The organism is Pseudomonas sp. B414 (assembly GCF_055408445.1).
On record NZ_JBUZTQ010000027.1, the window covers coordinates 38,253 to 62,358 of the forward strand.

Consider the following 24,106-nt stretch of genomic DNA (forward strand, 5'->3'; position numbering starts at 1 on the left):
GGCATCACTGCAGTAAAGCAGATACACCGCGTTGTGAAGTGCGCCCCAGGAGTTGGATAGGTGTCCAACTTTTGGGGCGCACTTCATTGCCAGTATCGCGAGCAAGCCCGCTCCCACAAGGGTAAAGCGCCTACCCCGGCATACAGTTGAAATCCGCCGTATGCGCCACTTCCTTGCCGTGGCCATCGACCAGGCTGGCACTCACCTCAGGCCCCAGGCTCGACTCGATCAGTTCGTAGTGTTCACCGGCCTTGAACCCGCTGTAATTGACCTTGCCCTGGCAATCCACCTGGTTTTCATCCCCCGTGGCCCCTTCAAACAAGGTCACGTCCAGGCGATGAGCACCGGGGGTGACTTCAAAGTAGCGGCCATCATTGATGTTTTTGCCGTCCACCCGCTCGGCCATCAGGTCACTGTTGCCCTCTTCTTTAAGGCCGATCCAGGCCTCACCCGGGTCTTGCTTGGGCATCGGCCCCGCACAGGCCGACAGCAACAACACCAGGCTCAGGGACGGAATCAGCAGCAGCGGTTTAAGAGTCATTGCAAGTACGCCTCGCAGGAGAAACCAAAAAGTACGACAGGTACAAAGGATGGCCCGTCGAATAGGTCTCAAGCTTGGCGCCCATCGCCTCTGCGGCCAAATGAATGAAAGTGAAGGGAATTTCAGGCCTTTCCTAAAGGATCCTTCACGTGGCTGAAAGCGGATCGTTAGGTTTGGACGGTGAGACTGCCGAGGTTTGCAATTCCACTCCCCGGAGGTCCAGGCATGCTCGGGCTGGTAAAGACCGCACTGCACAAGCCCTACACGTTTATCGTGCTGGCGATTTTCATCTGCATCATCGGACCGCTGGCGGCCGTGCGCACCCCCACGGATGTGTTCCCCGACATAGGCATTCCGGTAGTCGCCGTGGTATGGCAATACACTGGCCTGGCACCTGCCGATATGGCGGGCCGGGTGATCTACACCTACGAGCGATCACTGAGTACCACGGTCAACGACATCGAACATATCGAGTCGCAGTCGTTGCCGGGCATGGGTATCGTGAAAATTTTCTTTCAGCCTGGCGTGGATATTCGTACCGCCAATGCGCAAGTGACCGCCGTGTCACAAACCGTACTCAAGCAAATGCCGCCGGGCATTACGCCGCCGCTGATCCTCAATTACAGCGCCTCCACGGTGCCGATCCTGCAACTGGCGTTTTCCAGCCCGACACTCTCGGAAGCGAAAATCCGCGATATTGTGCAGAACAATATCCGCCTGCCCCTCAGCGCCCTGCCCGGTCTGGCCATGCCCACACCCATGGGCGGCAAACAGCGCCAGATCACCCTCGACCTTGACCCGCAAGCCCTGGCGGCCAAAGGCTTGTCGGCGCAGGACGTGGGCAATGCCCTGGCGGCGCAAAACCAGATCATCCCGGTAGGTACCGCCAAGCTTGGCACTTATGAATACACCGTATTACTCAACAACAGCCCCAAGGCCATCGATGAGCTGAACGATCTGCCGATCAAGACCGTCAATGGCGCGCTGATCACCATCGGCCAGGTCGCCCATGTGCGTGACGGCTCGCCACCGCAGACCAATATTGTGCGGGTTGACGGCCATCGCGCCGTACTGATGCCCGCGTTGAAAAACGGCAATATCTCCACCCTGTCCATCGTCGACGGTATTCGCGGGATGCTGCCGCGGATCAATGAGACCCTGCCGCCATCCCTGAAAACCTCGCTGCTGGGTGACGCTTCGGTGTTCGTCAAACAGTCGGTAGGCAGCGTGGCCCAGGAAGGCATCATTGCCGCCCTGCTGACCAGTGCCATGATTCTGCTGTTCCTCGGCAGTTGGCGCTCCACGCTGATCATTGCCGTGTCGATCCCTCTCGCCGTGCTGTCAGCCATTGCCCTGCTGGCCCTCAGCGGGCAAACCCTGAATGTCATGACCCTCGGCGGGCTGGCGTTGGCAGTGGGGATTTTGGTGGACGACGCGACGGTGACCATCGAGAACATCAACTGGCACCTTGAGCAAGGCAAGTCGGTACGCGATGCGATTCTCGATGGTGCCAAACAGATTGTCGGCCCGGCATTTGTATCGCTGCTGTGTATCTGCATCGTGTTTGTGCCGATGTTCATGTTGCAGGGCATTGCCGGCTACCTGTTTCGCCCCATGGCGCTGTCGGTGATATTCGCCATGGGCAGTTCATTTATTCTGTCGCGAACCCTGGTGCCGACCCTGGCGATGTTTCTGCTCAAGCCACATGTGCCAGAGCAAAGTGCAGGGCATCATCCGGAAGACGGCTACATCAACCACCACGAGGGTGATCAGCACAGCAAACAGCACTCGGCAGCTGTGCGTGCGCTGCTGAATTTCCAGCTGGGGTTCGAGCGCCGTTTCTCGGCCGTGCGTGACGCCTATTACGGCGTACTGGAACTGGCACTGGCCAATCGCAAGCGTTTTTTGCTGGGTTTTATGGCCTGTGTGCTGGCCTCGTTCGCGTTATTACCAAGCCTGGGCCAGGACTTTTTCCCGGCCACCGATGCCGGTGCCCTGGCCCTGCATGTGCGCTTGCCGTTGGGCACCCGTATCGAAGAAAGTGCCGCCGACTTCGACCGTATCGAATCACGCATCCGCGAAATCATCCCCGCCGAACAACTGGACACGGTGATCGACAATATCGGCATTCCATTAAGTGGTATCGATATGGCCTACAGCAGCAGCGGGACTATCGGACCGCAGGACGGCGATATTCAGATCACCCTCAAAGAAGGCCACAGCCCCACGGCCGACTATGTAAAGCGTCTGCGAGAGGCCCTGCCAGAGAGCTTCCCTGGCAGTCAGTTTGCATTTATGCCTGCGGATATCAGCAGCCAGATCCTCAACTTCGGTGCCCCGGCACCCTTGGATGTGAAGATCTCCGGACGTGACGACGCGGCCAACCGCGCCTATGCCCTGGAACTGCAACGGCGCCTGCAACATGTGCCAGGGATTGCCGACCTGCGTATCCAGCAGTCGGTGGGCTACCCGTCATTGCAAGTCAAAGTCGATCGCCTGCGCGCCAATGGCCTGGGGATTACCGAACGCGATGTGACCAACAGCATGGTCGCGTCCCTGGCAGGCAGTTCACAGGTGGCACCGACCTTCTGGCTCAACCCGCAAAACGGCGTGTCTTATGGTGTGGTCGCGGCAACCCCGCAATATCGCCTGGACAGCCTGCCGGCCCTTGAGGCCTTGCCGGTAACCGGCAGCAATGGCCAGTCACAAATCCTTGGCGGGCTGGCGACCATCAGCCGGGTGCAAAGCCCGGCGGTGGTCACCCACTACAATATCCAGCCGACCCTGGACCTGTACGCCAATATTCAGGGCCGCGATCTGGGTTCGGTGGCGGCGGATGTGCAGAAGGTGATTGATGGCGCGGCCGACCTGCGCCCCAAAGGCGCCATCATCAGCCTGCATGGTCAGATCGACGCCCTGCATGAAGCTTTTAGCGGCCTGAGCCTGGGCCTGCTGGGCGCGGTGGTGCTGATCTATCTGCTGATCGTGGTCAATTTCCAGTCCTGGGTCGATCCGTTTGTGATTATCACCGCCCTGCCCGCGGCCCTGGCCGGGATCGTGTGGATGCTGTTTCTCAGCGGCACTTCGCTGTCGGTGCCCGCCTTGACCGGGGCCATCCTGTGCATGGGCGTGGCCACGGCCAACTCGATTCTGGTGGTGAGTTTCTGCCGTGAACGCCTGACCGAACATGGCGATGCGCTCAAGGCGGCGCTGGAAGCCGGCTACACCCGTTTCCGCCCGGTGTGCATGACCGCCCTGGCGATGATCATCGGCATGCTCCCGCTGGCCCTGTCGGAAGAACAGAACGCGCCCCTCGGACGCGCCGTTATTGGCGGTCTGATGCTGGCCACCGTTGCCACCCTGCTGTTCGTGCCCGTGGTGTTCAGCCTGGTGCATGGCCGTGAAAAAAATCGCGCTGCTGCTGGAGAAACTTCCCATGTCATCTAATCAACAACCCTCACGCAAGCGCTTGATGTACCTGGGCATCGGTGGCCTGACCCTGGCTGCCTTGCTGGTTGCTAATGGCCTGGCGGCACGTAGCCGCCATGAGCATGCAGTCAGCCAATGGACCGAAGCGGCGGCGCTGCCGATTGTCAGCGTGTTCCAGCCGCTGCAGAACGCTCACGGCGATACCCTGCGCCTGCCGGCGCACCTGGAAGCCTGGAGCAAGGCGCCGATCCATGCTCGGGTCAACGGCTACCTGAAAAGCTGGCAAAGCGATATCGGCAGCAAGGTCAAAGCGGGGCAGATTCTGGCCGTCATCGACAGCCCTGACCTCGACCAGCAATTGGCGCAAACCCATGCGCAAATGTTGCAGGAACAGGCCAACGCCAAGCTTGCCGCGATCACTGCCACGCGCTGGCAAAACCTGTTGGCCAGCCATTCGGTATCACGCCAGGAGGCCGACGAAAAACAATCCAATGCTGCCGCTGCCAAAGCCAATGCCCAGGCCGCTGAAGCCAATTACGCACGTCTCTCGACGCTGGAAGCCTACAAGACCATTCGCGCGCCCTTCGCTGGCACCATCACCGCGCGCAATACCGATATTGGCCAACTGATCAAGGCCGATACCGACAGCGATATCGAGCTGTTTGATCTCGCCGATACCCACCAGTTGCGCCTGTATGTGCCGGTGCCACAGAACTACGCCAGCGTGATCCGCCCCGGCATGCAGGTGCAGCTCAGCGTGCCGGAACATCCGGGGCAGACCTTCAGCGCCAGCCTGATCGGCAACTCGACGTCAGTAGACCCGCGCTCGGGCACCCTGATGGCCCAGTTTGTCGCGCAGAACCCCGGCGATGCGCTGATGCCCGGCGACTATGCCGAAGCGACCCTGGCGATCCCGGCAGACACCCACGGCGTCAGCATCCCGGCCAGCGCCCTGATCTTCCGCGCCCAGGGTACCCAGGTCGCGGTGCTCGACAGTGCCCGGCATGTGCATTTGCAAACTATCCATATCGGCCTGGACCTAGGCGACAGGCTAGTGATCGACCAAGGCCTGAAACCGGCTGACACGGTGATCGACAACCCTCCCGACGCCCTGCGCGAAGGCGATACGGTAAAACTGGCCGACGCAGGAGCCACCCATGCAGCCAAGGCTTAAGCAAAGCGTCTTGTTACTGGCCCTGGCCTTGCAGGGTTGCTCCCTGGCACCGACCTACAAACCCCCAACGCTGGACTTGCCCGCGCACTATCGCGAGCAAAGTAGTGATGGCCCATGGCACAGCGCGCAGCCTGCCGACCAGTTGTCGCCGCAGTGGTGGCAGGTGTATGAGGATGAACGCCTGAACGCACTGCAACAGCAATTGCTCAAGGCCAACCCTGACCTGGCGGCAGCGCTGGCCCACTTTGACGGCGCACAGGCCTATGCCAGCCAGTTGCACGCAGGCTTGTTCCCGCAAATTACCGCCAATGGTCAGCCACTACGCCAGCGTCAGTCAGACAATCGACCTTTGCGCGGCACGACGCAGCCGTCGATATACAACAGCAATACGGCGGGGTTTGCGCTGAATTTCGACCTCGACCTGTGGGGCAAAATTCGCAATCAAGTCTCGGCGGGGGATGCCCAGGCACAGGCCTCGGCAGATGATCTGGCCGTGGCGCGCTTGAGCCTGCAACGTCAGCTTGCCAGCCTGTATGTGCAACTCGACGGGCTGGATGCGCAACGGCAGATTCTCTCAAAATCGCTGGATGATTACAGTCAGGCCCTGCAACTGACCCGTTCCCGCTATCAGGGGCAAATTGCCTCGGAACTCGACCTGACCCGCGCCCAAAGCCAACTGGCTGAAGCCGAGGCGCAACTGGACGATGTGCGCGCCCAGCGCAACCTCACCGAACACGCCATCGGCGAACTGGTGGGCGAGCCCGCCAGCAACTTCCAGTTGCCTGCCAGTGAACACAGACTCAGCGTGCCTGATCAGCCGCACACCTTGCCCAGCACCTTGTTGCAACGCCGTCCTGATATTGCCGCAGCCGAGCGCCGGGTATTTGCGGCCAATGCCGGAATTGGTGTGGCAAAAGCGGCCTGGTATCCCGACTTCAGTTTGACCGGGCTGCTGGGTGGGCAAACTCAGGGCAGTGGTAATTTACTGGCTGCCAGCAACCGCTTTTGGGCCTTGGGGCCGCTGATCAACTTGCCGATTTTTGACGGCGGCAGGCTCGATGGACAGGAGCGTCAGGCCAGGGCTGAGTTTGAAGAGGCGTCGGCCAAATACCGCAGCCAGGTGCTGCATGCCGTGCGCGAAGTTGAAGATAACCTGGCGCAGTTGCGCGACCTGCAACAGGCAAGCCTCGACGAGCAGGCCGCGGCCAATGCCGCCGAACACACCCAGGCGATCGCCACCAACAGCTATGAAGCCGGGGCGATAAGTTATCTGGATGTGGTTACCGCGCAAACCGCAGCACTACAGGCGCAACGCCAGGTGCAGGCCCTGCGCACCCGGCAGTTGCAGGCCAGTGTGGGGTTGTTGACAGCGTTGGGGGGTGGTTGGGAGGGGTGAAACTCCCACGGGTTTTGTGTCGAACATAAATTTTGCGTAGGGCTGAGAATATGTGGGAGCGGGCTTGCTCGCGATGCAAGCGACGCGGTGTGTCTGTTACTCCTCGGCGATACCATCGCGAGCAAGTTCGCTCCCACCCGTAAATAGCCGATCAGTTAACCTGCGCCACCGTCTTCGACGCCGCCAACATGGCCTTGAGCAAAACCGCACACCCGGCTGCCAGATCCTTGGGGTCGGCGTTTTCGATTTCGTTGTGGCTGATGCCTCCCTCGCAAGGCACAAAAATCATCCCCGCCGGCCCCAGTTCAGCCAGGAAAATCGCATCGTGCCCTGCCCCGCTGACGATATCCATATTGGACAGTCCCAATTCATTGGCCGCATCGCGCACTGCATTGACGCAGTCCGGGTTGAAGTACAGCGGCGGAAAATCCGCCGTAGGGGTCAGTTCATAGCTCAGGCCATGTTGCTGGCAGGTGGCTTCAATCACCCCGCGCACCTCTGCAATCATGGAGTCCAGACGCTCAGGCAGCAGATGGCGGAAGTCCAGGGTCATGCGCACTTCGCCGGGGATCACGTTGCGCGAACCCGGATAGGCCTGCAGGCACCCCACGGTCCCGCAGGCATGGGGCTGATGGCTGAGTGCAGCGCTATTGACCGCTGCAACTACAACCGCCGCACCGACCAGGGCGTCCTTGCGCAGGTGCATGGGGGTCGGCCCGGCATGGGCCTCTACGCCGCGCAGATTAAGGTCGAACCATTTCTGCCCCAACGCGCCCAGCACCACGCCGATAGTCTTGCGTTCATCTTCCAGGATCGGGCCTTGTTCAATATGGGCTTCGAAGTAAGCCCCCACAGGATGACCGCTGACCTTGCGAGTGCCAGCATAACCAATGGCGGTCAAGGCTTCGCCCACGGTCACGCCCTGGGCATCGGTCTTGGCCAGGGTTTCTTCGAGGGTGAATTTATCCGCAAATACCCCCGAACCCATCATGCACGGTGCAAAACGCGAGCCCTCCTCGTTGGTCCACACCACCACCTCCAGCGGTGCCTCGGTCTCGATCTTGAGGTCATTGAGGGTGCGCAGCACTTCAACCCCGGCCAGTACGCCAAAGCAGCCGTCAAACTTGCCGCCGGTGGGCTGGGTGTCGATATGGCTGCCGGTCATCACCGGCGGCAGGTCGGGGTTGCGCCCGGGGCGGCGGGCAAAGATATTGCCCACCGCATCCACGCTGACAGTGCAGCCCGCCTCTTCGCACCAGCGTACGAAAATATCCCGGGCCTGACGGTCGAGATCGGTCAGGGCCAGACGGCACACGCCGCCTTTGACCGTGGCGCCCAGCTGGGCGAGTTCCATCAGCGAGGCCCACAGGCGCTCACCGTTGATTGACTGCGGGCGTTGCTGCTGAAGGTCTTGTACGGCGTTCATAATGTTTTCCTCAGGCAGTTTTTATAAGAATCAGCTTCAGATCGTGCCTTTCACGGACACGGCTGGCTGGCTGCTAAAGCGGTACAGTCCGTAGTAAATCCCGGCCCCGAGCAACGACCCGGTAAACCAGCCAAAGTCATAGAACCAGCTGAAGGCACTGCTGCCCAGCGACAGCAGGGTCAGCAGCACGGGCACGGCAAAGGCGATAAAGCCGTTCCAGTTCCAGGCCGGGTACACGCCGTCACGGTACAGCCCGGCAAGGTCGAGCCGTTGCTGACGGATGATGAAATAGTCCACCACCATGATCCCCGCGATCGGCCCCAACAGGCTGGAGTAACCCAGCAGCCAGTTGGAATACACCGTCTCCAGGCTCACCTCCGAGACCAGCAAACCGAGTTTTTTCAGCAGTTCATGGGCCATCAGCGCCAACCCGACAAACCCCGTCAGCATCACTGCCTTGGTGCGGTTGATCAGCTTGGGTGCGATGTTCTGGAAATCATTGGTGGGCGAGACGATATTGGCCGCAGTGTTGGTCGAAAGCGTTGCAATAATGATCAGTGCCATCGCCAGCGCCACCCAGCCCGGGCTTTGAATATGACCGATCAGGCTGACCGGGTCGGACACGGTGACGCCGACCAGTTTTTCCGACGCGGCGGTCATCACCACGCCTAAAGCGGCGAACAGAAACATGGTCAACGGCAGACCGAAAATCTGCCCCAGAATCTGGTCTTTCTGGCTTTTTGCGTAGCGGCTGAAGTCCGGGATATTCAGCGACAGGGTGGCCCAGAAACCGACCATCGCGGTCAGGCCGGCAAAGAAGTAGCCATACACACTGGCGCCTTCCGGGCGTTTCGGCGGCTGGGCCAGCAGCTCGGTCATCGACACATTGGGCAATGCCCACACCAGCAACCCGATCCCCACCAGCACCAGCAGCGGCGCGGACAGGGTTTCCAGCCACTTGATCGACTCGGCACCGCGCAACACCACCCACAGGTTGAGGGCCCAGAACATCATGAAACCTATTACTTCACCGGTACCGCCGAGGCTTTTCCAGCCCTCGAACACTGAGCCCAGAAACAGGTGAATCGCCAGGCCACCAAACAACGTCTGGATGCCGAACCAGCCGCAGGCCACCAGCGCACGGATCAGGCACGGGACGTTGGAGCCGATAATGCCGAAGGAAGAGCGCAGCAATACAGGAAAGGGAATGCCGTACTTGGTGCCGGGAAAAGCATTGAGAGTCAGCGGGATCAACACCACGATATTGGCCAGTAAAATCGCCAGCAATGCCTCCCCCACTGAAAGCCCGAAATAGGCCGTCAGCACACCTCCCAGGGTATAAGTGGGCACGCAAATCGACATGCCGACCCACAAAGCCGTGATATGCCATTTGTTCCAAGTGCGCTCATGCACCCTGGTGGGCGCTATATCGTGGTTATAGCGGGGGCTGTCAAGGACTTCAGGCCCGGCCTCCAGTTCGTACAATCCGTTACGTTCGGTGACTTGGGATCTGCTCGGTTGCATACTCGATCACTCTCTTTTTGTGATGTTCCTGGTTGTACTGTTTAACCCTGCACGGTGGCGCAGAGCGTCTCCCTTACTTGGACACTCACTTTTCTGTCTCGCCCGATCAGGTGTTGGCAGCAACAATCAAGAACTGTGCCGTGTTACTTGCCTCACCCCCGCTTACTGGCTTCTTTAACTTGCAACTTACTGGTTTAAAACTGTTTTAATTATGCAGCCAAATGACTCTCATTCCCGTTTAACGCCCTTCCTGTCCCTCTTCTGCTTTTTTTCATATAGCTAAACGAAACAACACGGTGCACGCTTATTTATTTTATCGATTCATCACCGTTACCCTGCAGGCTCAAGCGCCTGATTTAGCATAAGAAACTTCGCTCATATTTGATTCCTGTCAAGTGCGTCAAAATGGTGAGGTCGTGCATCATTTTGGTGATTTTAATAATAAATACATATAAATCAGTTAGTTAAGTACAAATAGTGCAATTAAAAATAAAGTTTGATCATTTCCATACAACCCTCTAGATTTTATTCCTGTCACCAGTGGCAGGAATGGAAACTCCCCACTAACTTTAATAACAACATTTAGAACCGGCTCTAGCCGGTCAGCCTGCGAGGAACTCCGTATGTCGCTGTTAATCCGTGGCGCTACGCTTGTGACCCATGATGAAAGTTATTGTGCCGATGTTTATTGCGCCGACGGTCTAATCCGCGCAATAGGTACCGATCTTGATGTTCCGGCAGGCTGCGAAGTGCTCGATGGCAGCGGCCAATATCTGCTGCCCGGTGGTATCGACCCGCACACTCATATGCAACTTCCCTTTATGGGCACGGTGGCCAGTGAAGACTTTTTCAGTGGTACCGCAGCCGGTCTGGCTGGCGGCACAACGTCGATTATCGACTTTGTCATTCCCAACCCGCAGCAGTCCCTGCTGGAGGCTTTTCATCAGTGGCGCGGTTGGGCCGAGAAGTCAGCGGCGGACTATGGCTTTCACGTTGCCATCACCTGGTGGAGCGAGCAGGTGCGTGAAGAAATGGCCGAATTAGTCAGCCAGCACGGCGTCAACAGCTTCAAACATTTTATGGCGTACAAAAACGCGATCATGGCCGCTGATGACACCCTGGTGGCCAGCTTCGAGCGTTGCCTGGAGTTGGGCGCAGTGCCCACCGTGCATGCGGAAAACGGCGAACTGGTGTACCACCTGCAACGCAAGCTGATGGCCCAGGGCATGACCGGGCCTGAGGCCCACCCGCTATCGCGCCCGTCCCAGGTCGAGGGCGAAGCCGCCAGCCGGGCGATCCGCATCGCTCAGACCATCGGCACACCGCTGTATCTGGTGCATGTCTCGACCCGTGAAGCGCTGGATGAAATCACCTACGCGCGCAGTCAGGGCCAACCTGTGTACGGCGAGGTACTGGCCGGGCATCTGTTGCTCGATGACAGCGTGTATCAGCACCCGGACTGGCAGACCGCCGCCGGTTATGTGATGAGCCCGCCCTTCCGCCCGCGCGGGCATCAGGAAGCACTCTGGCATGGCCTGCAGTCGGGCAACCTGCACACCACTGCCACCGACCATTGCTGCTTCTGTGCCGAGCAAAAGGCCGCCGGGCGTGACGATTTCAGCAAGATCCCCAACGGCACCGCGGGCATCGAAGACCGCATGGCGCTGCTGTGGGATGAAGGGGTGAATACCGGGCGCCTGTCAATGCAGGAGTTCGTTGCACTGACCTCGACCAATACCGCGAAAATTTTCAATATCTACCCGCGCAAAGGCACGATCCGCGTCGGTGCCGATGCCGACCTGGTGCTGTGGGACCCACAGGGCACTCGCACCATTTCCGCAAAAACCCATCATCAAAACGTCGACTTCAATATTTTTGAAGGCAAAACCGTGCGCGGCGTTCCCAGCCATACCGTCAGCCAGGGCCGTGTGCTGTGGGCCGATGGTGACCTGCGGGCTGAACGCGGTGCAGGCCGCTATATCGAGCGCCCGGCCTACCCTGCCGTGTTCGATCTGCTGAAAAAACGCGCCGAACACCAGCAGCCGGTGGCTGTGAAGCGCTAAGTGTCAGACCACTGCCCGACAGAGGCAGGACGTACCCCACAACCGTGAGGCAATCACTGTGATCAAGTCCCTGAACCATTTACCGCACCCGCACGACAATGCGCAGGTGCTGGCGAGCCACTTCACTGATCTGGCACCCCCCCTCAACGCCCGTCAAGCGGTGCTGGAAAGCTCACGCTGCCTGTATTGCTACGACGCGCCCTGCGTCAATGCGTGCCCCAGTGATATAGATATCCCGTCGTTTATTCGCAATATCCAGCAGGAAAACGTCCAGGGCGCAGCGCAGAAAATTCTCTCGGCCAATATCCTCGGCGGCAGTTGTGCCCGGGTATGCCCGACCGAGGTGCTGTGCGAGCAAGCCTGCGTGCGCAACAACAGCCAGGAATGCGCGCCAGTGCTGATCGGTTTGTTACAGCGTTATGCAGTTGACCATGCACAGTTCAGCGAGCATCCGTTCAAACGGGCTGCGCCTACCGGCAAGCGCATTGCCGTGGTCGGCGCCGGGCCTGCGGGGCTGGCCTGTGCCCATCGCCTGGCACTGCACGGGCATGACGTGGTGATTTTCGAAGCCCGGGAGAAATCCGGCGGACTAAACGAGTACGGGATTGCCAAATACAAACTGGTAAATGATTTCGCCCAGCGTGAAGTGGATTTCGTCCTGCAAGTGGGCGGTATTGAGGTTCGCCACGGGCAGCGATTGGGCGCCAACCTGAGCCTGAGTGAACTGCATCAGCAATTCGATTCGGTATTTCTGGGGCTGGGCCTGGCGGCAAGTCGCCAGTTGGGTTTAACCCACGAAGATGCGCCGGGACTGTTGGCCGCCACCGACTACATTCGCGAGCTACGCCAGAGTGATGACCTGACGCAATTGCCCCTGGCCGAGCGCTGCATTGTATTGGGCGCTGGCAATACGGCGATCGATATGGCCGTGCAAATGGCTCGTCTTGGTGCTCGCGAAGTAAATCTGGTGTATCGCCGCGGGCTGGAGGACATGGGCGCCACCGGGCACGAGCAGGACATCGCCAAGGCCAATCAGGTGCGCCTGATGACCTGGGCACAGCCACAGGAAGTGTTGCTGGATAAAAAGGGCAAGGTGCGCGGTATGCGCTTTGCCCGTACTCATCTTGAGGACGGGCGCCTGGTGACCACCGGTGAAACCTTTGAGCTGGCCGCAGACGCAGTGTTCAAGGCCATCGGCCAGACCTTTGATGAGCACGCCCTGGCCGACCCGCTGGCACAAACGCTCAAGCGCGTAGGCGACCGCATCGAGGTGGACGAACAACTGCGTACCAGCATTCCCGGGGTCTATGCCGGCGGCGATTGCACTTCACTGGGGCAGGATCTGACCGTACAGGCCGTGCAACACGGCAAGCTGGCCGCAGAAGCCATGCATGCCCAACTCATGCTTGATCAGGAGGCTGCGTAAATGGCCGATCTCTCAATTGTTTTCGCCGGTATCAAAGCGCCCAACCCGTTCTGGCTCGCGTCTGCGCCACCCACCGACAAGGCCTACAACGTCGTGCGCGCCTATGAGGCGGGCTGGGGCGGCGTGGTCTGGAAAACCCTGGGCGAAGACCCGGCGGCGGTCAACGTGTCCTCACGCTACTCGGCGCACTTCGGGCCGAATCGAGAAGTCATGGGCATCAACAATATCGAGCTGATCACCGATCGCTCCCTTGAGATCAATTTGCGCGAAATTACCCAGGTCAAAAAGGACTGGCCGGACCGGGCGCTGATCGTGTCGCTGATGGTGCCCTGCGAGGAGGAATCGTGGAAATTTATCCTGCCGCTGGTTGAAGCCACAGGCGCCGATGGCATCGAGCTGAATTTCGGTTGCCCCCACGGCATGCCGGAGCGCGGCATGGGCGCGGCTGTGGGCCAGGTGCCTGAATATGTGGAGATGGTCACGCGCTGGTGCAAGACCTGGTGCTCACTGCCGGTGATCGTCAAGCTCACGCCCAATATCACCGATGTGCGCCTTAGCGCCCGGGCCGCCCATCGTGGGGGGGCCGATGCGGTATCGTTGATCAACACCATCAACTCGATCACCAGTGTCGATCTTGAACGCATGGTGGCATTGCCGATGGTGGGGAGCCAGAGTACCCACGGCGGCTATTGCGGCTCGGCGGTCAAGCCGATCGCGCTGAATATGGTCGCCGAAATTGCCCGTGACCCATTGACCAGAGGCTTGCCGATCAGCGGCATCGGCGGCATTGGCAGTTGGCGTGATGCCGCAGAATTTATTGCCTTGGGCTGTGGCTCGGTGCAGGTGTGTACCGCCGCGATGCTGCACGGGTTTCGGATTGTTGACGAGATGAAAGACGGTTTGTCGCGCTGGATGGACAGCCAGGGCTACACCTGCCTGGAGGACTTTTCTGGCCGTGCAGTGGGCAATACCACTGACTGGAAATATCTGGATATCAATTATCAGGTCATCGCCAAGATCGATCAAGACGCCTGTATTGGTTGCGGGCGCTGCCATATTTCCTGCGAAGACACCTCGCACCAGGCCATCGCCAGCTTGAAACAGGCGGACGGCACGCACCGTTATGAAGTGATAGACGATGAATGCGTGGGTTGTAACCTGTGCCAGATCACCTGCCCTGTGGAGGACTGTATCGAGATGGTGCCGCATAACAATGGCCTGCCGTTCCTGGACTGGAACCATGACCCGCGTAACCCGTATCGGGTGGCTTCGTAAAATTTAACGAAAGCATAAATAAACTTCTGTGGGAGCGGGCTTGCTCGCGATGCAAGCGACGCGGTGTGTCAAGGACACCAGCGTGATGCCATCGCGAGCAAGCCCGCTCCCACACATCACATTGAGTACATCCCAAGGTGTTTTTACGGCTCCAGCCCGATCCCGCGCAGGATTACACTGGTGACGGTCTGCACCGCCCGTTCAAACTGGATATCGGACAACGGCTGGTGATCATTGATGATCATCACCTGATGGTCAAAATCAGCGTAATGCTGGGTTGAGGCCCAGATCATATACAGCAGGCTGGAAGGTTCCACCGGCAGGATTCGCTTGTCTTGCACCCATTGGCGAATTTTCGCTTCCTTCATCTTGGCCCAGTCATACAGGCTGGCATCCAGCGCCAGGCCCAGGGTCGGGGCGCCATGGATCATTTCATTGGCCCAGACTTTCGAGCCATGGGGCCGGGTGCGTGAATGGTTCATTTTGGCGCGTATGTAGCTGCTCAGGACCAGGCGCGGATCGTCGTAAGTCTCGAAACACAGCGCATCCTGCTTCCACACTTCCAGCAACCCCAGCAAAACCGCGCTGTACAGATCAGTCTTGGTGCTGAAGTAGTAGTGCAGGTTAGAGCGTGGCAACTGCACTTGCGCCGCAATATCCGCCATCGCCGTGCCGGCAAAGCCTTTTTCGGCAAAAACCTTTTCGGCCCCCAGAAGGATTTTTTCGACATTGCTGCGTCGAATTTCGATCTTGTGATTGCTCATGGCGATTACCCTTGCCGTCGTGCTGCTCTGATGGACGCCGAGTGAGCAAATATTTCCTCCACAAGGCGTCGAATAACGCCTGTGGCAGCTACGCTTAGGCGAATACCCGACGCTGTATCAGATTATTTCGCGGCGGGTAACTCGATCACGTTGGTTTCAATGCCGTCCAGCTTGGGCTTGAGCTTCATCTTTTGCTGGGCTTCAAGCGCTTGAGCCTCGGAGGTAAACGGCCCGATCAGGAAGTGCTGAACACCGCCACTCTCGAAAATATAAGGAGTAAAACCGTTGTCAAGAAGCCTGCCGGTAGTGTCCGGGATGGTCGCTCTCTGACCCTCAGTGATCTCCAACGCCCAGTGAGCAACGGGTGCCTGGACCGCTGATGCTTCAGAAGCTGCTTTAGCCCGCTGGATTTTATCGTTAGACTCCTGACCGCAAGCCGTCAAGGCCAAAAAAGCTGTCATCACGATGACTATACGCACTGCGTTTCCCCTGTCTGTTTGAATGGGTAGATTTTATCACTGGGGCAGCGGCCTTGCTCTCCTTGAACAAATCCAAAGCGCCCCAATTTAAGGCTTATGCGCGAGAATTTTCCCCTTAAAGGGAATTAAACCTCTGGCCATGTCGTCTGTAATGAGCGGCGCAATAATACGTACTTAGCAGTATTCTGTAGTCATGACCGAAGCCGCACCGTCTCAGAGACGTGCCTTACAAAGCCATCAAGGAGAAAAAAATGCTGATACTCACCCGCAAAGTTGGTGAAAGCATAAACATCGGTGACGATATTACGATCACTATTTTAGGTGTCAGCGGTCAACAGGTCAGAATCGGCATCAACGCGCCGAAGGATGTAGCCGTTCACCGTGAAGAAATTTACCAACGCATCCAGGCCGGTTTGAATGCTCCTGAAAAGAACGAACAGCCGTAAGCCTGTGAGGTATCAGCCCTAGGCTTGAGGTCAGGGCTGCTCAGTCAGCCCTCTTCAAAGCATTTGCACACAGCACCTGCCACGGCATAGCCCTCTTGCTGCACCCGTCTCTTTGTTAAGAGATATGTCTTGTCGACTTGACCGTTTCAAGGTTAGCGACCACGCTCATTCCTCGCAGAAGGCTCTAAACAGCTGAACCACTGCGCGCCAGGGCGTTTGCATTGTGACGCCTTGAGAAACTCCTCCACCCTTCAGCTCTTCGCCGGGCTGGACCTGTACCGTCAAGGAATGAAAGACATGTCCGATTTAATCGTAGTGGGATTTTCAGACACCGAAAAAGCAGATCGTGCCCTCACCAAGATGGTATCGCTGAGCAAAGAGCATCTGGTCGAGCTGGAAGATGCGGTCATTGTGGTACGTAATGCCGAAGGCAAGATCCATATCAAGCAAAGCGTCAATCTGACAGCGATCGGGGCCACCTCAGGTCTGGTCACTGGTGGCCTGTGGGGCGCACTGGTGGGGCTGCTGTTTCTCAACCCGCTGGCAGGCTTTGCCATTGGCGGCGCACTGGGTGCTGGGACCGGTGCCCTGTCGGGCTCGTTGAGCGATTACGGCATCGATGATGATTTTATCAAATCATTGAGCGAGACCATTCCAAATGACTCCTCGGCCCTGTTTGTGCTGCTGCGCAAGTTCCAGCCGGAAAAAGTGCTTAAGGAACTGGAAGACTCGGACTTCAAGGGCAAGGTTTTGCGTACCTCCCTGTCGCCCGAGCAAGAGCAGAAGCTGCAGGACGCGCTGTCCAAAACCACTTCCGTGCCTTTGGCCAAAACGGTTTAACCCGTACAGGCCCATTCGACCGCCCTGTGCGGTCGAAACCTGGCGCCTCAGTTCAAGCGCACTGCGGTGCCCGTGGCAAACACCACCAGCATGCCACCACGACCTGAAGGCATGCTGATTTCAAAATCCAACCCCATAATCGCATCTGCGCCCATGGCCTTCGCCCTGTCACGGATTTCGTCCGTCACTTCTGCCCGCGCTTCCTTGAGTGCCCGCTCCAGGGTCTGCGAACGCCCGCCAAAAAAATCGCGTACGCCGGTAAAAAAGTCCCGCACCACGTTGATCCCGTGGACCGATTCGGCGCTGACAATACCCAGGTATTCAGTGGCTTTTCTGCCGTCGATGCTGTGTGTGGTGGTGATGATCATCTGCCTGTCCTTTTTCTTTTTCAGTGACTTGCGAGGTTACCTTATCGCCGCCGCGCTCACTGCTGGTACTGTAACCAGAGTTAACTGCAGGCTCTTTTAATTACATGACCAGGGCTACTATGCTTACAGTAGAACCATCAAAAAACGTAAGAGTTGGGACGCCTCGCTCGCTGCTGACATGAATTCAATAGCTGCGCCAAGCAACTTTTCGACCCCGCTCAAGGAAGCTCGCAATGGTCCAAAGACAAGTCATCAACGCCTCGGTTAGTCCGAAAGGCAGCCTGGAAACACTTTCCCAACGTGAAGTACAACAACTGAGCGAGGTTGGCTCAGGCAGCAGTTACACGCTTTTCCGCCAGTGCGTACTGGCTATCCTGAACACCGGCGCGCACGTCGATAACGCCAAAACCATCCTTGAGGCCTACCAGGATTTCGAGGTACGGATTCACCAGCAAGACCGCGGCGTGCGCCTTGAACTGCTCAACGCCCCAGCGGATGCCTTTGTTGATGGCGAAATGATCGCCAGCACCCGTGAAATGCTGTTCAGCGCCCTGCGCGATATCGTCTATACCCAGAGCGGCCTGGACAGCCCGCGCATCGACCTGAGCAGCTCCCAGGGCATCACCGACTACGTGTTCCACCTGCTGCGCAATGCCCGTACGCTGCGCCCCGGCGTCGAACCGAAAATCGTGGTGTGCTGGGGTGGTCACTCAATCAACACCGAAGAGTACAAATACACGAAAAAGGTCGGCCACGAACTGGGCTTGCGCAGCCTGGATATTTGTACCGGTTGCGGCCCCGGTGTGATGAAAGGACCGATGAAGGGCGCGACCATTTCCCACGCCAAACAGCGTTTGACCGGTGGCCGCTATCTGGGCCTGACCGAGCCGGGCATCATCGCTGCCGAAGCGCCGAACCCCATCGTCAACGAACTGGTGATCCTGCCCGATATCGAAAAGCGTCTTGAAGCTTTTGTCCGCGTGGGTCACGGGGTGATTATCTTCCCGGGCGGTGCCGGCACAGCTGAAGAGTTCCTGTACCTGCTCGGCATTCTGATGCACCCGGAAAACAAGGATGTGCCGTTCCCGGTTGTCTTGACCGGCCCCAAGGAAGCCGAACCCTACCTGCAACAACTGCATGAATTTGTCGGCGCAACCCTGGGCGAAGAAGCCCAGCAGCATTATCAGATCATCATCGACAACCCGGCCGAAGTGGCCCGCCATATGACCGCCGGGCTCAAGGCAGTGAAACAGTTCCGTCGCGAACGCAACGACGCATTTCACTTTAACTGGTTACTAAAAATCGACGAAGGCTTCCAGCGCCCTTTCGACCCGACCCATGCCAATATGGCCAACCTGAAACTGCGCAGCGACATGCCGGCGCATGAATTGGCTATCAATCTACGCCAGGCTTTTTCCGGGATTGTGTCGGGTAACGTGAAAGAGAAAGGTATCCACCTGATCGAACAACACGGGCCGTATGAGATCCACGGTGACGCTGCTGTGATGAAGCCTCTGGATAAACTGCTGCAGGCATTTGTCGAACAACACCGCATGAAACTGCCAGGCGGCGCGGCCTATGAGCCGTGCTACAGAGTCGTAAGCTAAGCCTCACCTTATAAACTGTGGGGCTTGCTCCCGATGGTCGTTGAAGACCATCGCGAGCAAGCCCGCTCCCACACACAAGTACCGCAGACCTGAACAGCATTACTTCAGTGGCGCAAAGTTTTTCACCGCTTCAAGCCACTGTGGATCAAGCCTGGTTTGCTCCGTGTCGATACCCAGCGCTTCAAGGCGCGCCTTATGCAAATCAATCTCGCGAACCATCTGGTTTAACGCACTGGAGTTGGCGTCCAGTTGGTACATCTGGGTCAAGCCCAGGTGATAAAAGCGCAGCAGTTTCATCGCTGCCACATCCCCCGCCATTACCCCTGCCGTTACATGATGCATGACGTTGGTGACCTTCATCAGGCTGCGTTTGAGTTGCCAGCCGTAAACTGCAGGCGCCATCCAGGGTTGCGACCAGAACAGATACCGCACCAGTAAAATGGTAGCGATCAGGGCCACAATCACCCCGCCCAGATTCAAGCGGAAATTGTCGCCACCTGCCTCGCCCAGCAACATCACCGCCAGCCCGGACACCAGCAGCGCCAGTACGATAAATGTCAGCGCGATATACAGCGTGCTGCGACGAGTCTGCTGGCGATAGATTTCAGGGCTTATCGGTTTTATTTCAAACATCACTGTTATATGACTCCAGAATGACGGGGGCAAAGTGCGCGGGCATTATGGACTGATAAAGCGGCCTTGCTGACTGAAATAAAATTTCAGGGCGCCTGCAATAAACCCAACGCCTGGCGATACAGGGCAACACGGTGTGCCTGGCCATTGAGGCCGCCATTGATCGCCTTGGTCACACGTTCAAAGTCGTCGCCGTCTGCCAGGGCATTTACATTGCGCGAGTTCCAGTACCAGCCGGCCGACTCAACAGCCCAGCGCCATTCCTGCAATATTTGCGGGGTGGTCAATAATCGCTCATCGCCAAACATACCGAGGCTGCATTGCCGATAATTGGCCTTGCCGGTTACCTGGATCAAGCCTCTCCCCCGGTATAGCCAGCCCTCCCCCGACGTCTCGGAACCATTGCCAAGCCGGTTGCTGTACACCCGGTTGGCGATGGCTTCGGGCTTGCGATGGAGCTTTAATGCGTCGTTATTGGGTAGACGCTTCGAGCGTCCCTCCACCATGACAGTGATGTAGTGCCCGGCCGAATTTTTTTGCGCAAAACGCGAACCCCAGGTAGCTGCCAGGCCGTCAGCACTGTAATTGAGGTTTTCCACCAGCACAGTAAAGCCGGCACTTTCATGACCAACCTGGGCCAGAAAAGCAGCCATGCGCCGTAGTGTATTGATCTGCCGATGGCGCATCATCACCTGCATAAAAGGCAGATAAACAGCTACGTGTGCAACGCTCTTCGGGAATAATTGCAACATGATTTCACGGGTCAACATGGTTATGTACTCTTAATGGATGACATTAAAAGTGAACCACTTAAAACTTTTACCGCCGGCCAAATAATCATTAATAGAGCGGGACTACACTTTTAACAGAAAACGCTGACAACCCCGCATTAAGACGGATAAAAATTCGCAGACTTCACGTTCTAACTAGCACCCTTTTATAAATATTTAATAGCCCTCAGCGAGCCACCGGAATCTCTCGCCGCGGCTTGACCGACTTGTATGAGAAGCTCGAATAGATCTCCTTGACCGCTGGCAGAGCCTGCAGCACCTCACGCGCAAACTCGCCAAACGATTCCAGATCTCTGGCCACTACTTCCAACAAAAAATCATAACGCCCGGACACGTTATGACAGGCAACAATTTCGGGGATTTCCAGCAACCGCTGCTCGAAGCTTCTGGCCACCTCTTGCGAGTGGGAAGCCATCATCACGCTGACAAAGGCCGTGACGCCATAACCCAACTCCTTGGGTGAAAGGATCGCCTGATAGCCGGTAATAACCCCGCTTTCTTCCAGTATTTTTACCCTTCGCCAACAGGGCGAAGTAGTCAGCGAAACGCTCTCAGCCAGCTCTGCAACGGTCAGTCGGGCATTACCCTGCAGTGCAGCGAGCAAGGCTTTATCTGTTCTATCCAGAGCGCTTGGCATAACTTGCCTCTAAATTCCTATATGACTGGTTTTTGTTCTAATAAGGTCTGCAGATACAAGCAAAATTGGAATTTTCCTCGTACATTTAAAGCATAGCATTGTAGGAAATATCGGAGAGTTCGCCATGAACGATAAAAACAACAACTTCGGCTTTTCTACCCGCGCCATCCACTACGGCTACAACGCGCAGGAGAACAACGGTGCAGTGATCCCCCCGGTCTACATGACTTCGACCTTTGCTTTTGCCACCGCCGAATACGGTGCTGGATGTTTTGCCGGCGAAGAAAAAGGGCATTTTTATACCCGTATTTCCAACCCCACCCTTGCCTTGCTAGAAACACGCATGGCAGCGCTGGAAAACGGCGAAGCCGGGGTAGCGTTCAGTTCAGGCATGGGCGCGATTGCCGCGACCTTCTGGACCCTGCTAAGGCCCGGCGACGAAATTATTGTCAACCGCACCTTGTATGGCTGCACCTTTGCCCTGCTGCACCACGGCATCGGTGAATTCGGGGTTGTGGTCAAGCATGTGGACATGTCGAACCCTGCCGAGCTGGAAGCCGCCATCAGCCCGGCAACACGGATGATCTACTTTGAAACACCGGCCAACCCGAATATGCAACTGGTGGATATTGCTGCCGTCTCAAGCATTGCCCACCGGCACAGCAACATGCTGGTGGTGGTCGACAACACTTACTGCACCCCTTATTTACAGCGCCCACTGGAACTGGGCGCCGATGTGGTAGTGCATTCGGCCACCAAGTATCTGAGCGGGCATAGCGATATCACCGCAGGCATGGTGGTGACCCGCCAGAACCTGGCAGACCGGATTCGCCTGCAAGGGCTCAAGGATCTGACCGGCGCAGTCCTGTCGCCCCATGATGCGCACTTGCTGATGCGCGGGATCAAAACCCTGGCCTTGCGCATGGATCGGCATTGCAGCAGCGCCCATGCCATTGCCCAGATGTTGCAGGAACACCCCGCCGTGGAGTGGGTAGCCTACCCCGGCCTGCCCTCCTTCCCACAGTACGAGTTGGCAGCCCGGCAAATGAAATTGCCGGGGGGGATGATTGCCTTTGAACTCAAAGGTGGCATGGCCGCTGGCCAGCGCTTTATGAATGCCCTGCAACTGTTCAGCCGTGCGGTGAGCCTGGGTGGGGCCGAATCACTGGCGCAACATCCCGCGAGCATGACTCACTCTACCTACACCCTGGAAGAGCGTGCGCTGCACGGTATTTCCGAAGGGCTGGTAAGGCTGGCGGTAGGGCTGGAGGATGTTGCCGACTTGCTGGCGGATATAGAGCAGGCACTGAAGGTTAATGTGTAGTCGCTGGCAAAGGCTGCGAGAGGCTTCACTGGAGCTTCGACCACAAAACTGGGACACCCTCAAAAATTGCGGCGCCAAGGTCGGTTTCGGCATCGGCGCTGTCATTTTACCCGCCACAACTCATCCTCATGCCCCAATACGACTGACTTACGAGGTTTTCCTCAAAAAATCTGTATCAATAACACAGTGCCTCAACACTCCCTTCAAATTTGAGACAAGTCTCGTATCGCAAATCTATAGCTTGAGTAAAAAATAAATCATTCCAAAGTACGTCCAGGTGACGGGACGCTCCTTGGCTGACACTAAGTGGCGTCAGTTGACTGTGAATGGAGCACAACGAGGGATGACAGTGAACGCAATGACAGTGAATGTGACTGTCGTAGCTGGCCAATCCAATACAGCAGCTACCGAGTTTCATTCCGACCTGCAGGGCCACCCGATACGGATCAAAGCCGTAGCGAATGGCAAGTACATACTCTCTGATAGCGAGCAGGGTAGTTCCCTGCAAAACATCCACTACAAGCGCGTAGGCAAAGACCTGCACATAACGCTTGAAGGTACGGACACTGATCAACCGCAACTAATCATCGAAGGCTACTTCGACACCCAGGGCCAACTGATAGGTATTACAGAGGACGGCGCTTACGTCGAGTACATGACTGTTAGTGCCGAACAGGATTACACGGCTGACCTACTTATGGACAGCGTACCCTCGCCGCTTTCGGATGCCAGCCAACCGAGCGGTCTCTTCACCCTGTTGGAAGGTGGCATTAACTGGTTCTGGCCAGTTCTGTTGGGGCTTGGAGGCCTTATCGTAGGCGGCAGTACCCAGGGAAGTACTGGCGGTAACAGCACGACGCAGCCCCCACAGCCACCAACAACGCCCAGACTGGAGAATGTCGAAGATAACGTTGCCGGAAAAATCGGCAGCATAAACGGCGCGAACAGCACCGATGACAATACCCCGACCTTCAGCGGCACCGGCACTGCGGGCAATACCATTATCATCAAGGATGGCGATCAGACTATTGGTGAAGTTTTGGTCGGTAACGATGGCAAATGGGAATTTACCCCACAAATACCCTTCGCAGAGGGCACGCATACTATTTTCATCATTGCTAAGAGCCCCACTGGGGCCCTGACGCCTCCCTCGCCTGGCTTTGAACTTACCATTGATACCGTTGCCCCTGCTGCCGAGACCGACGCCCTGAGCGATAACGTTACCAATGGCGGCACAACCAACAACAGCACCCCGACCTTCAATGGCACCGCTGAAGCCGGAGCCACGGTAATCATTTACGACGCCAGCACCGAATTGGGACGCGCCCTCGTAAACACTTTCGGCAACTGGACGTTTACCCCAAGAGCTGCCCTGATCGATGGTGCCCATAGCTTCACTTTTGTCATCCAGGATCTTGCCGGCAACCAAAGCCCGGCCAGCACCGCGATAACGTTTATCGTCGACACGATTTCCCTGATCGCGGCTACCGTCACCCTGAACGACAACACCAACCCGGCCATCGGCCCCATCAACGACGGCAGCACCACCAACGACACCACCCCGACTATCAGCGGCACTGCCAAGATCGGAACCACGGTAATCATTTATGACGGCAGCACCGAACTGGCCCGTCAAACAGTCGATGCCTCCGGCAACTGGACTTACACGACCACCGCCCTGGCTGAAGGCGACCACAGTTTTACCACCGTGGTCGAAGACCTTTCCGGTAACCAAAGCCCGGCAAGTGCCGCCATCGGTTTTACCGTCGATACGGTTTCACCAGACGCTGCAACCGCAACCCTGAGTGATAACGCCACCCTGTTTACAGGCACCATCACCGACGGCAGCCTCACCAACGACAATACCCCGATCTTCAGTGGCACCGCTGAAGCCAGAAGCACAGTGATTATCTACGACGATACTACTGAGCTGAGTCGCGTCCAGGTCAATGACTCCGGCGAG

General features: G+C 57.4%; 20 protein-coding genes. 11 read left to right on the forward strand and 9 right to left on the reverse strand.

The genetic code is table 11. The annotated features are described in order from the left end of the window. Positions 1 to 130: 130 nt before the first annotated feature. Positions 131 to 541, reverse strand: a complete 411-nt coding sequence (locus ACZRMH_RS19690; RefSeq protein ID WP_464014854.1) for a PA0061/PA0062 family lipoprotein — start codon at positions 539 to 541, stop codon at positions 131 to 133. Positions 542 to 766: 225 nt separating this feature from the next. On the opposite strand from ACZRMH_RS19690, the gene ACZRMH_RS19695 reads away from it, so the two are divergent. Genes ACZRMH_RS19695 through ACZRMH_RS19705 form a run of 3 tightly spaced genes read left to right on the forward strand, consistent with a single transcriptional unit; the run spans position 767 to position 6,540 of the window. Then, a complete protein-coding gene (locus ACZRMH_RS19695; protein WP_464014855.1) occupies positions 767 to 3,988 on the forward strand; it encodes an efflux RND transporter permease subunit in 3,222 nt (1,073 codons plus the stop codon). Continuing rightward, positions 3,978 to 5,144: an efflux RND transporter periplasmic adaptor subunit gene (locus tag ACZRMH_RS19700; RefSeq protein ID WP_464014856.1), complete on the forward strand. Its 1,167-nt coding sequence runs from the start codon at positions 3,978 to 3,980 to the stop codon at positions 5,142 to 5,144. Before ACZRMH_RS19695 ends, ACZRMH_RS19700 begins: the two co-directional genes overlap by 11 nt. Beyond that, positions 5,128 to 6,540, forward strand: a complete 1,413-nt coding sequence (locus tag ACZRMH_RS19705; protein ID WP_464014857.1) for an efflux transporter outer membrane subunit — start codon at positions 5,128 to 5,130, stop codon at positions 6,538 to 6,540. The genes ACZRMH_RS19700 and ACZRMH_RS19705 overlap by 17 nt, the downstream gene beginning before the upstream one ends. Before the next feature lie 151 nt (positions 6,541 to 6,691). Here ACZRMH_RS19705 and ACZRMH_RS19710 read toward each other — a convergent pair whose 3' ends face one another. Both ACZRMH_RS19710 and ACZRMH_RS19715 read right to left on the reverse strand, forming a co-directional pair. Next, a complete protein-coding gene (locus ACZRMH_RS19710) occupies positions 6,692 to 7,966 on the reverse strand; it encodes a Zn-dependent hydrolase (RefSeq protein ID WP_464014858.1) in 1,275 nt (424 codons plus the stop codon). 36 nt (positions 7,967 to 8,002) lie between these two features. Further along, positions 8,003 to 9,490 carry an NCS1 family nucleobase:cation symporter-1 gene (locus ACZRMH_RS19715; RefSeq protein ID WP_464014859.1) on the reverse strand — a complete coding sequence of 496 codons (1,488 nt, stop codon included), beginning with the start codon at positions 9,488 to 9,490 and terminating at the stop codon, positions 8,003 to 8,005. A gap of 623 nt (positions 9,491 to 10,113) precedes the next feature. On the opposite strand from ACZRMH_RS19715, the gene hydA reads away from it, so the two are divergent. Genes hydA through preA form a run of 3 tightly spaced genes read left to right on the forward strand, consistent with a single transcriptional unit; the run spans position 10,114 to position 14,254 of the window. Next, the gene (hydA, locus tag ACZRMH_RS19720; RefSeq protein ID WP_464014860.1) at positions 10,114 to 11,553 is read left to right on the forward strand and encodes a dihydropyrimidinase; all 1,440 of its coding nucleotides are present in this window, start codon (positions 10,114 to 10,116) and stop codon (positions 11,551 to 11,553) included. Between the two features lie 58 nt (positions 11,554 to 11,611). After that, complete coding sequence (locus ACZRMH_RS19725) at positions 11,612 to 12,979, forward strand: NAD(P)-dependent oxidoreductase (RefSeq protein WP_464014861.1); 1,368 nt, start codon at positions 11,612 to 11,614, stop codon at positions 12,977 to 12,979. Next, entirely contained in the window at positions 12,980 to 14,254 is a 1,275-nt protein-coding gene (gene preA / locus ACZRMH_RS19730; RefSeq protein ID WP_464014862.1) for an NAD-dependent dihydropyrimidine dehydrogenase subunit PreA, read from the forward strand. A gap of 143 nt (positions 14,255 to 14,397) precedes the next feature. Here the strand turns inward: preA and ACZRMH_RS19735 are convergent, their stop codons facing one another. Both ACZRMH_RS19735 and ACZRMH_RS19740 read right to left on the reverse strand, forming a co-directional pair. Continuing rightward, positions 14,398 to 15,018 carry a TetR family transcriptional regulator C-terminal domain-containing protein gene (locus tag ACZRMH_RS19735; RefSeq protein WP_464014863.1) on the reverse strand — a complete coding sequence of 207 codons (621 nt, stop codon included), beginning with the start codon at positions 15,016 to 15,018 and terminating at the stop codon, positions 14,398 to 14,400. Between the two features lie 122 nt (positions 15,019 to 15,140). After that, on the reverse strand, positions 15,141 to 15,497 hold the full coding sequence (locus ACZRMH_RS19740) for a hypothetical protein (protein WP_464014864.1): 357 nt from the start codon (positions 15,495 to 15,497) through the stop codon (positions 15,141 to 15,143). Between the two features lie 251 nt (positions 15,498 to 15,748). On the opposite strand from ACZRMH_RS19740, the gene csrA reads away from it, so the two are divergent. Both csrA and ACZRMH_RS19750 read left to right on the forward strand, forming a co-directional pair. Next, positions 15,749 to 15,943: a carbon storage regulator CsrA gene (csrA, locus tag ACZRMH_RS19745; RefSeq protein ID WP_016780419.1), complete on the forward strand. Its 195-nt coding sequence runs from the start codon at positions 15,749 to 15,751 to the stop codon at positions 15,941 to 15,943. Positions 15,944 to 16,240: 297 nt separating this feature from the next. Then, a complete protein-coding gene (locus ACZRMH_RS19750) occupies positions 16,241 to 16,783 on the forward strand; it encodes a DUF1269 domain-containing protein (protein WP_464014865.1) in 543 nt (180 codons plus the stop codon). Positions 16,784 to 16,830: 47 nt separating this feature from the next. Here the strand turns inward: ACZRMH_RS19750 and ACZRMH_RS19755 are convergent, their stop codons facing one another. After that, positions 16,831 to 17,151, reverse strand: a complete 321-nt coding sequence (locus ACZRMH_RS19755) for a YbjQ family protein (RefSeq protein WP_464014866.1) — start codon at positions 17,149 to 17,151, stop codon at positions 16,831 to 16,833. Between the two features lie 233 nt (positions 17,152 to 17,384). Here ACZRMH_RS19755 and ppnN point away from each other — a divergent pair, with 233 nt between their 5' ends. Then, complete coding sequence (gene ppnN, locus ACZRMH_RS19760; protein ID WP_464014867.1) at positions 17,385 to 18,758, forward strand: nucleotide 5'-monophosphate nucleosidase PpnN; 1,374 nt, start codon at positions 17,385 to 17,387, stop codon at positions 18,756 to 18,758. 99 nt (positions 18,759 to 18,857) lie between these two features. Here ppnN and ACZRMH_RS19765 read toward each other — a convergent pair whose 3' ends face one another. The 3 genes from ACZRMH_RS19765 to ACZRMH_RS19775 form a co-directional block, all read right to left on the reverse strand. After that, positions 18,858 to 19,391, reverse strand: coding sequence for a DUF3087 domain-containing protein (locus tag ACZRMH_RS19765; protein WP_464014868.1), 534 nt, complete (start codon positions 19,389 to 19,391; stop codon positions 18,858 to 18,860). Positions 19,392 to 19,477: 86 nt separating this feature from the next. Beyond that, positions 19,478 to 20,161: a glycoside hydrolase family 19 protein gene (locus ACZRMH_RS19770; RefSeq protein WP_464014869.1), complete on the reverse strand. Its 684-nt coding sequence runs from the start codon at positions 20,159 to 20,161 to the stop codon at positions 19,478 to 19,480. Between the two features lie 187 nt (positions 20,162 to 20,348). Further along, positions 20,349 to 20,819, reverse strand: coding sequence for an Lrp/AsnC family transcriptional regulator (locus ACZRMH_RS19775; RefSeq protein WP_464014870.1), 471 nt, complete (start codon positions 20,817 to 20,819; stop codon positions 20,349 to 20,351). A 124-nt stretch (positions 20,820 to 20,943) separates the two neighbouring features. Here ACZRMH_RS19775 and ACZRMH_RS19780 point away from each other — a divergent pair, with 124 nt between their 5' ends. Beyond that, entirely contained in the window at positions 20,944 to 22,143 is a 1,200-nt protein-coding gene (locus tag ACZRMH_RS19780; RefSeq protein ID WP_464014871.1) for a methionine gamma-lyase, read from the forward strand. 343 nt (positions 22,144 to 22,486) lie between these two features. Further along, positions 22,487 to 24,106 (forward strand): Ig-like domain-containing protein (locus tag ACZRMH_RS19785; RefSeq protein ID WP_464014872.1); only part of this gene is annotated, 1,620 nt, incomplete at its 3' end.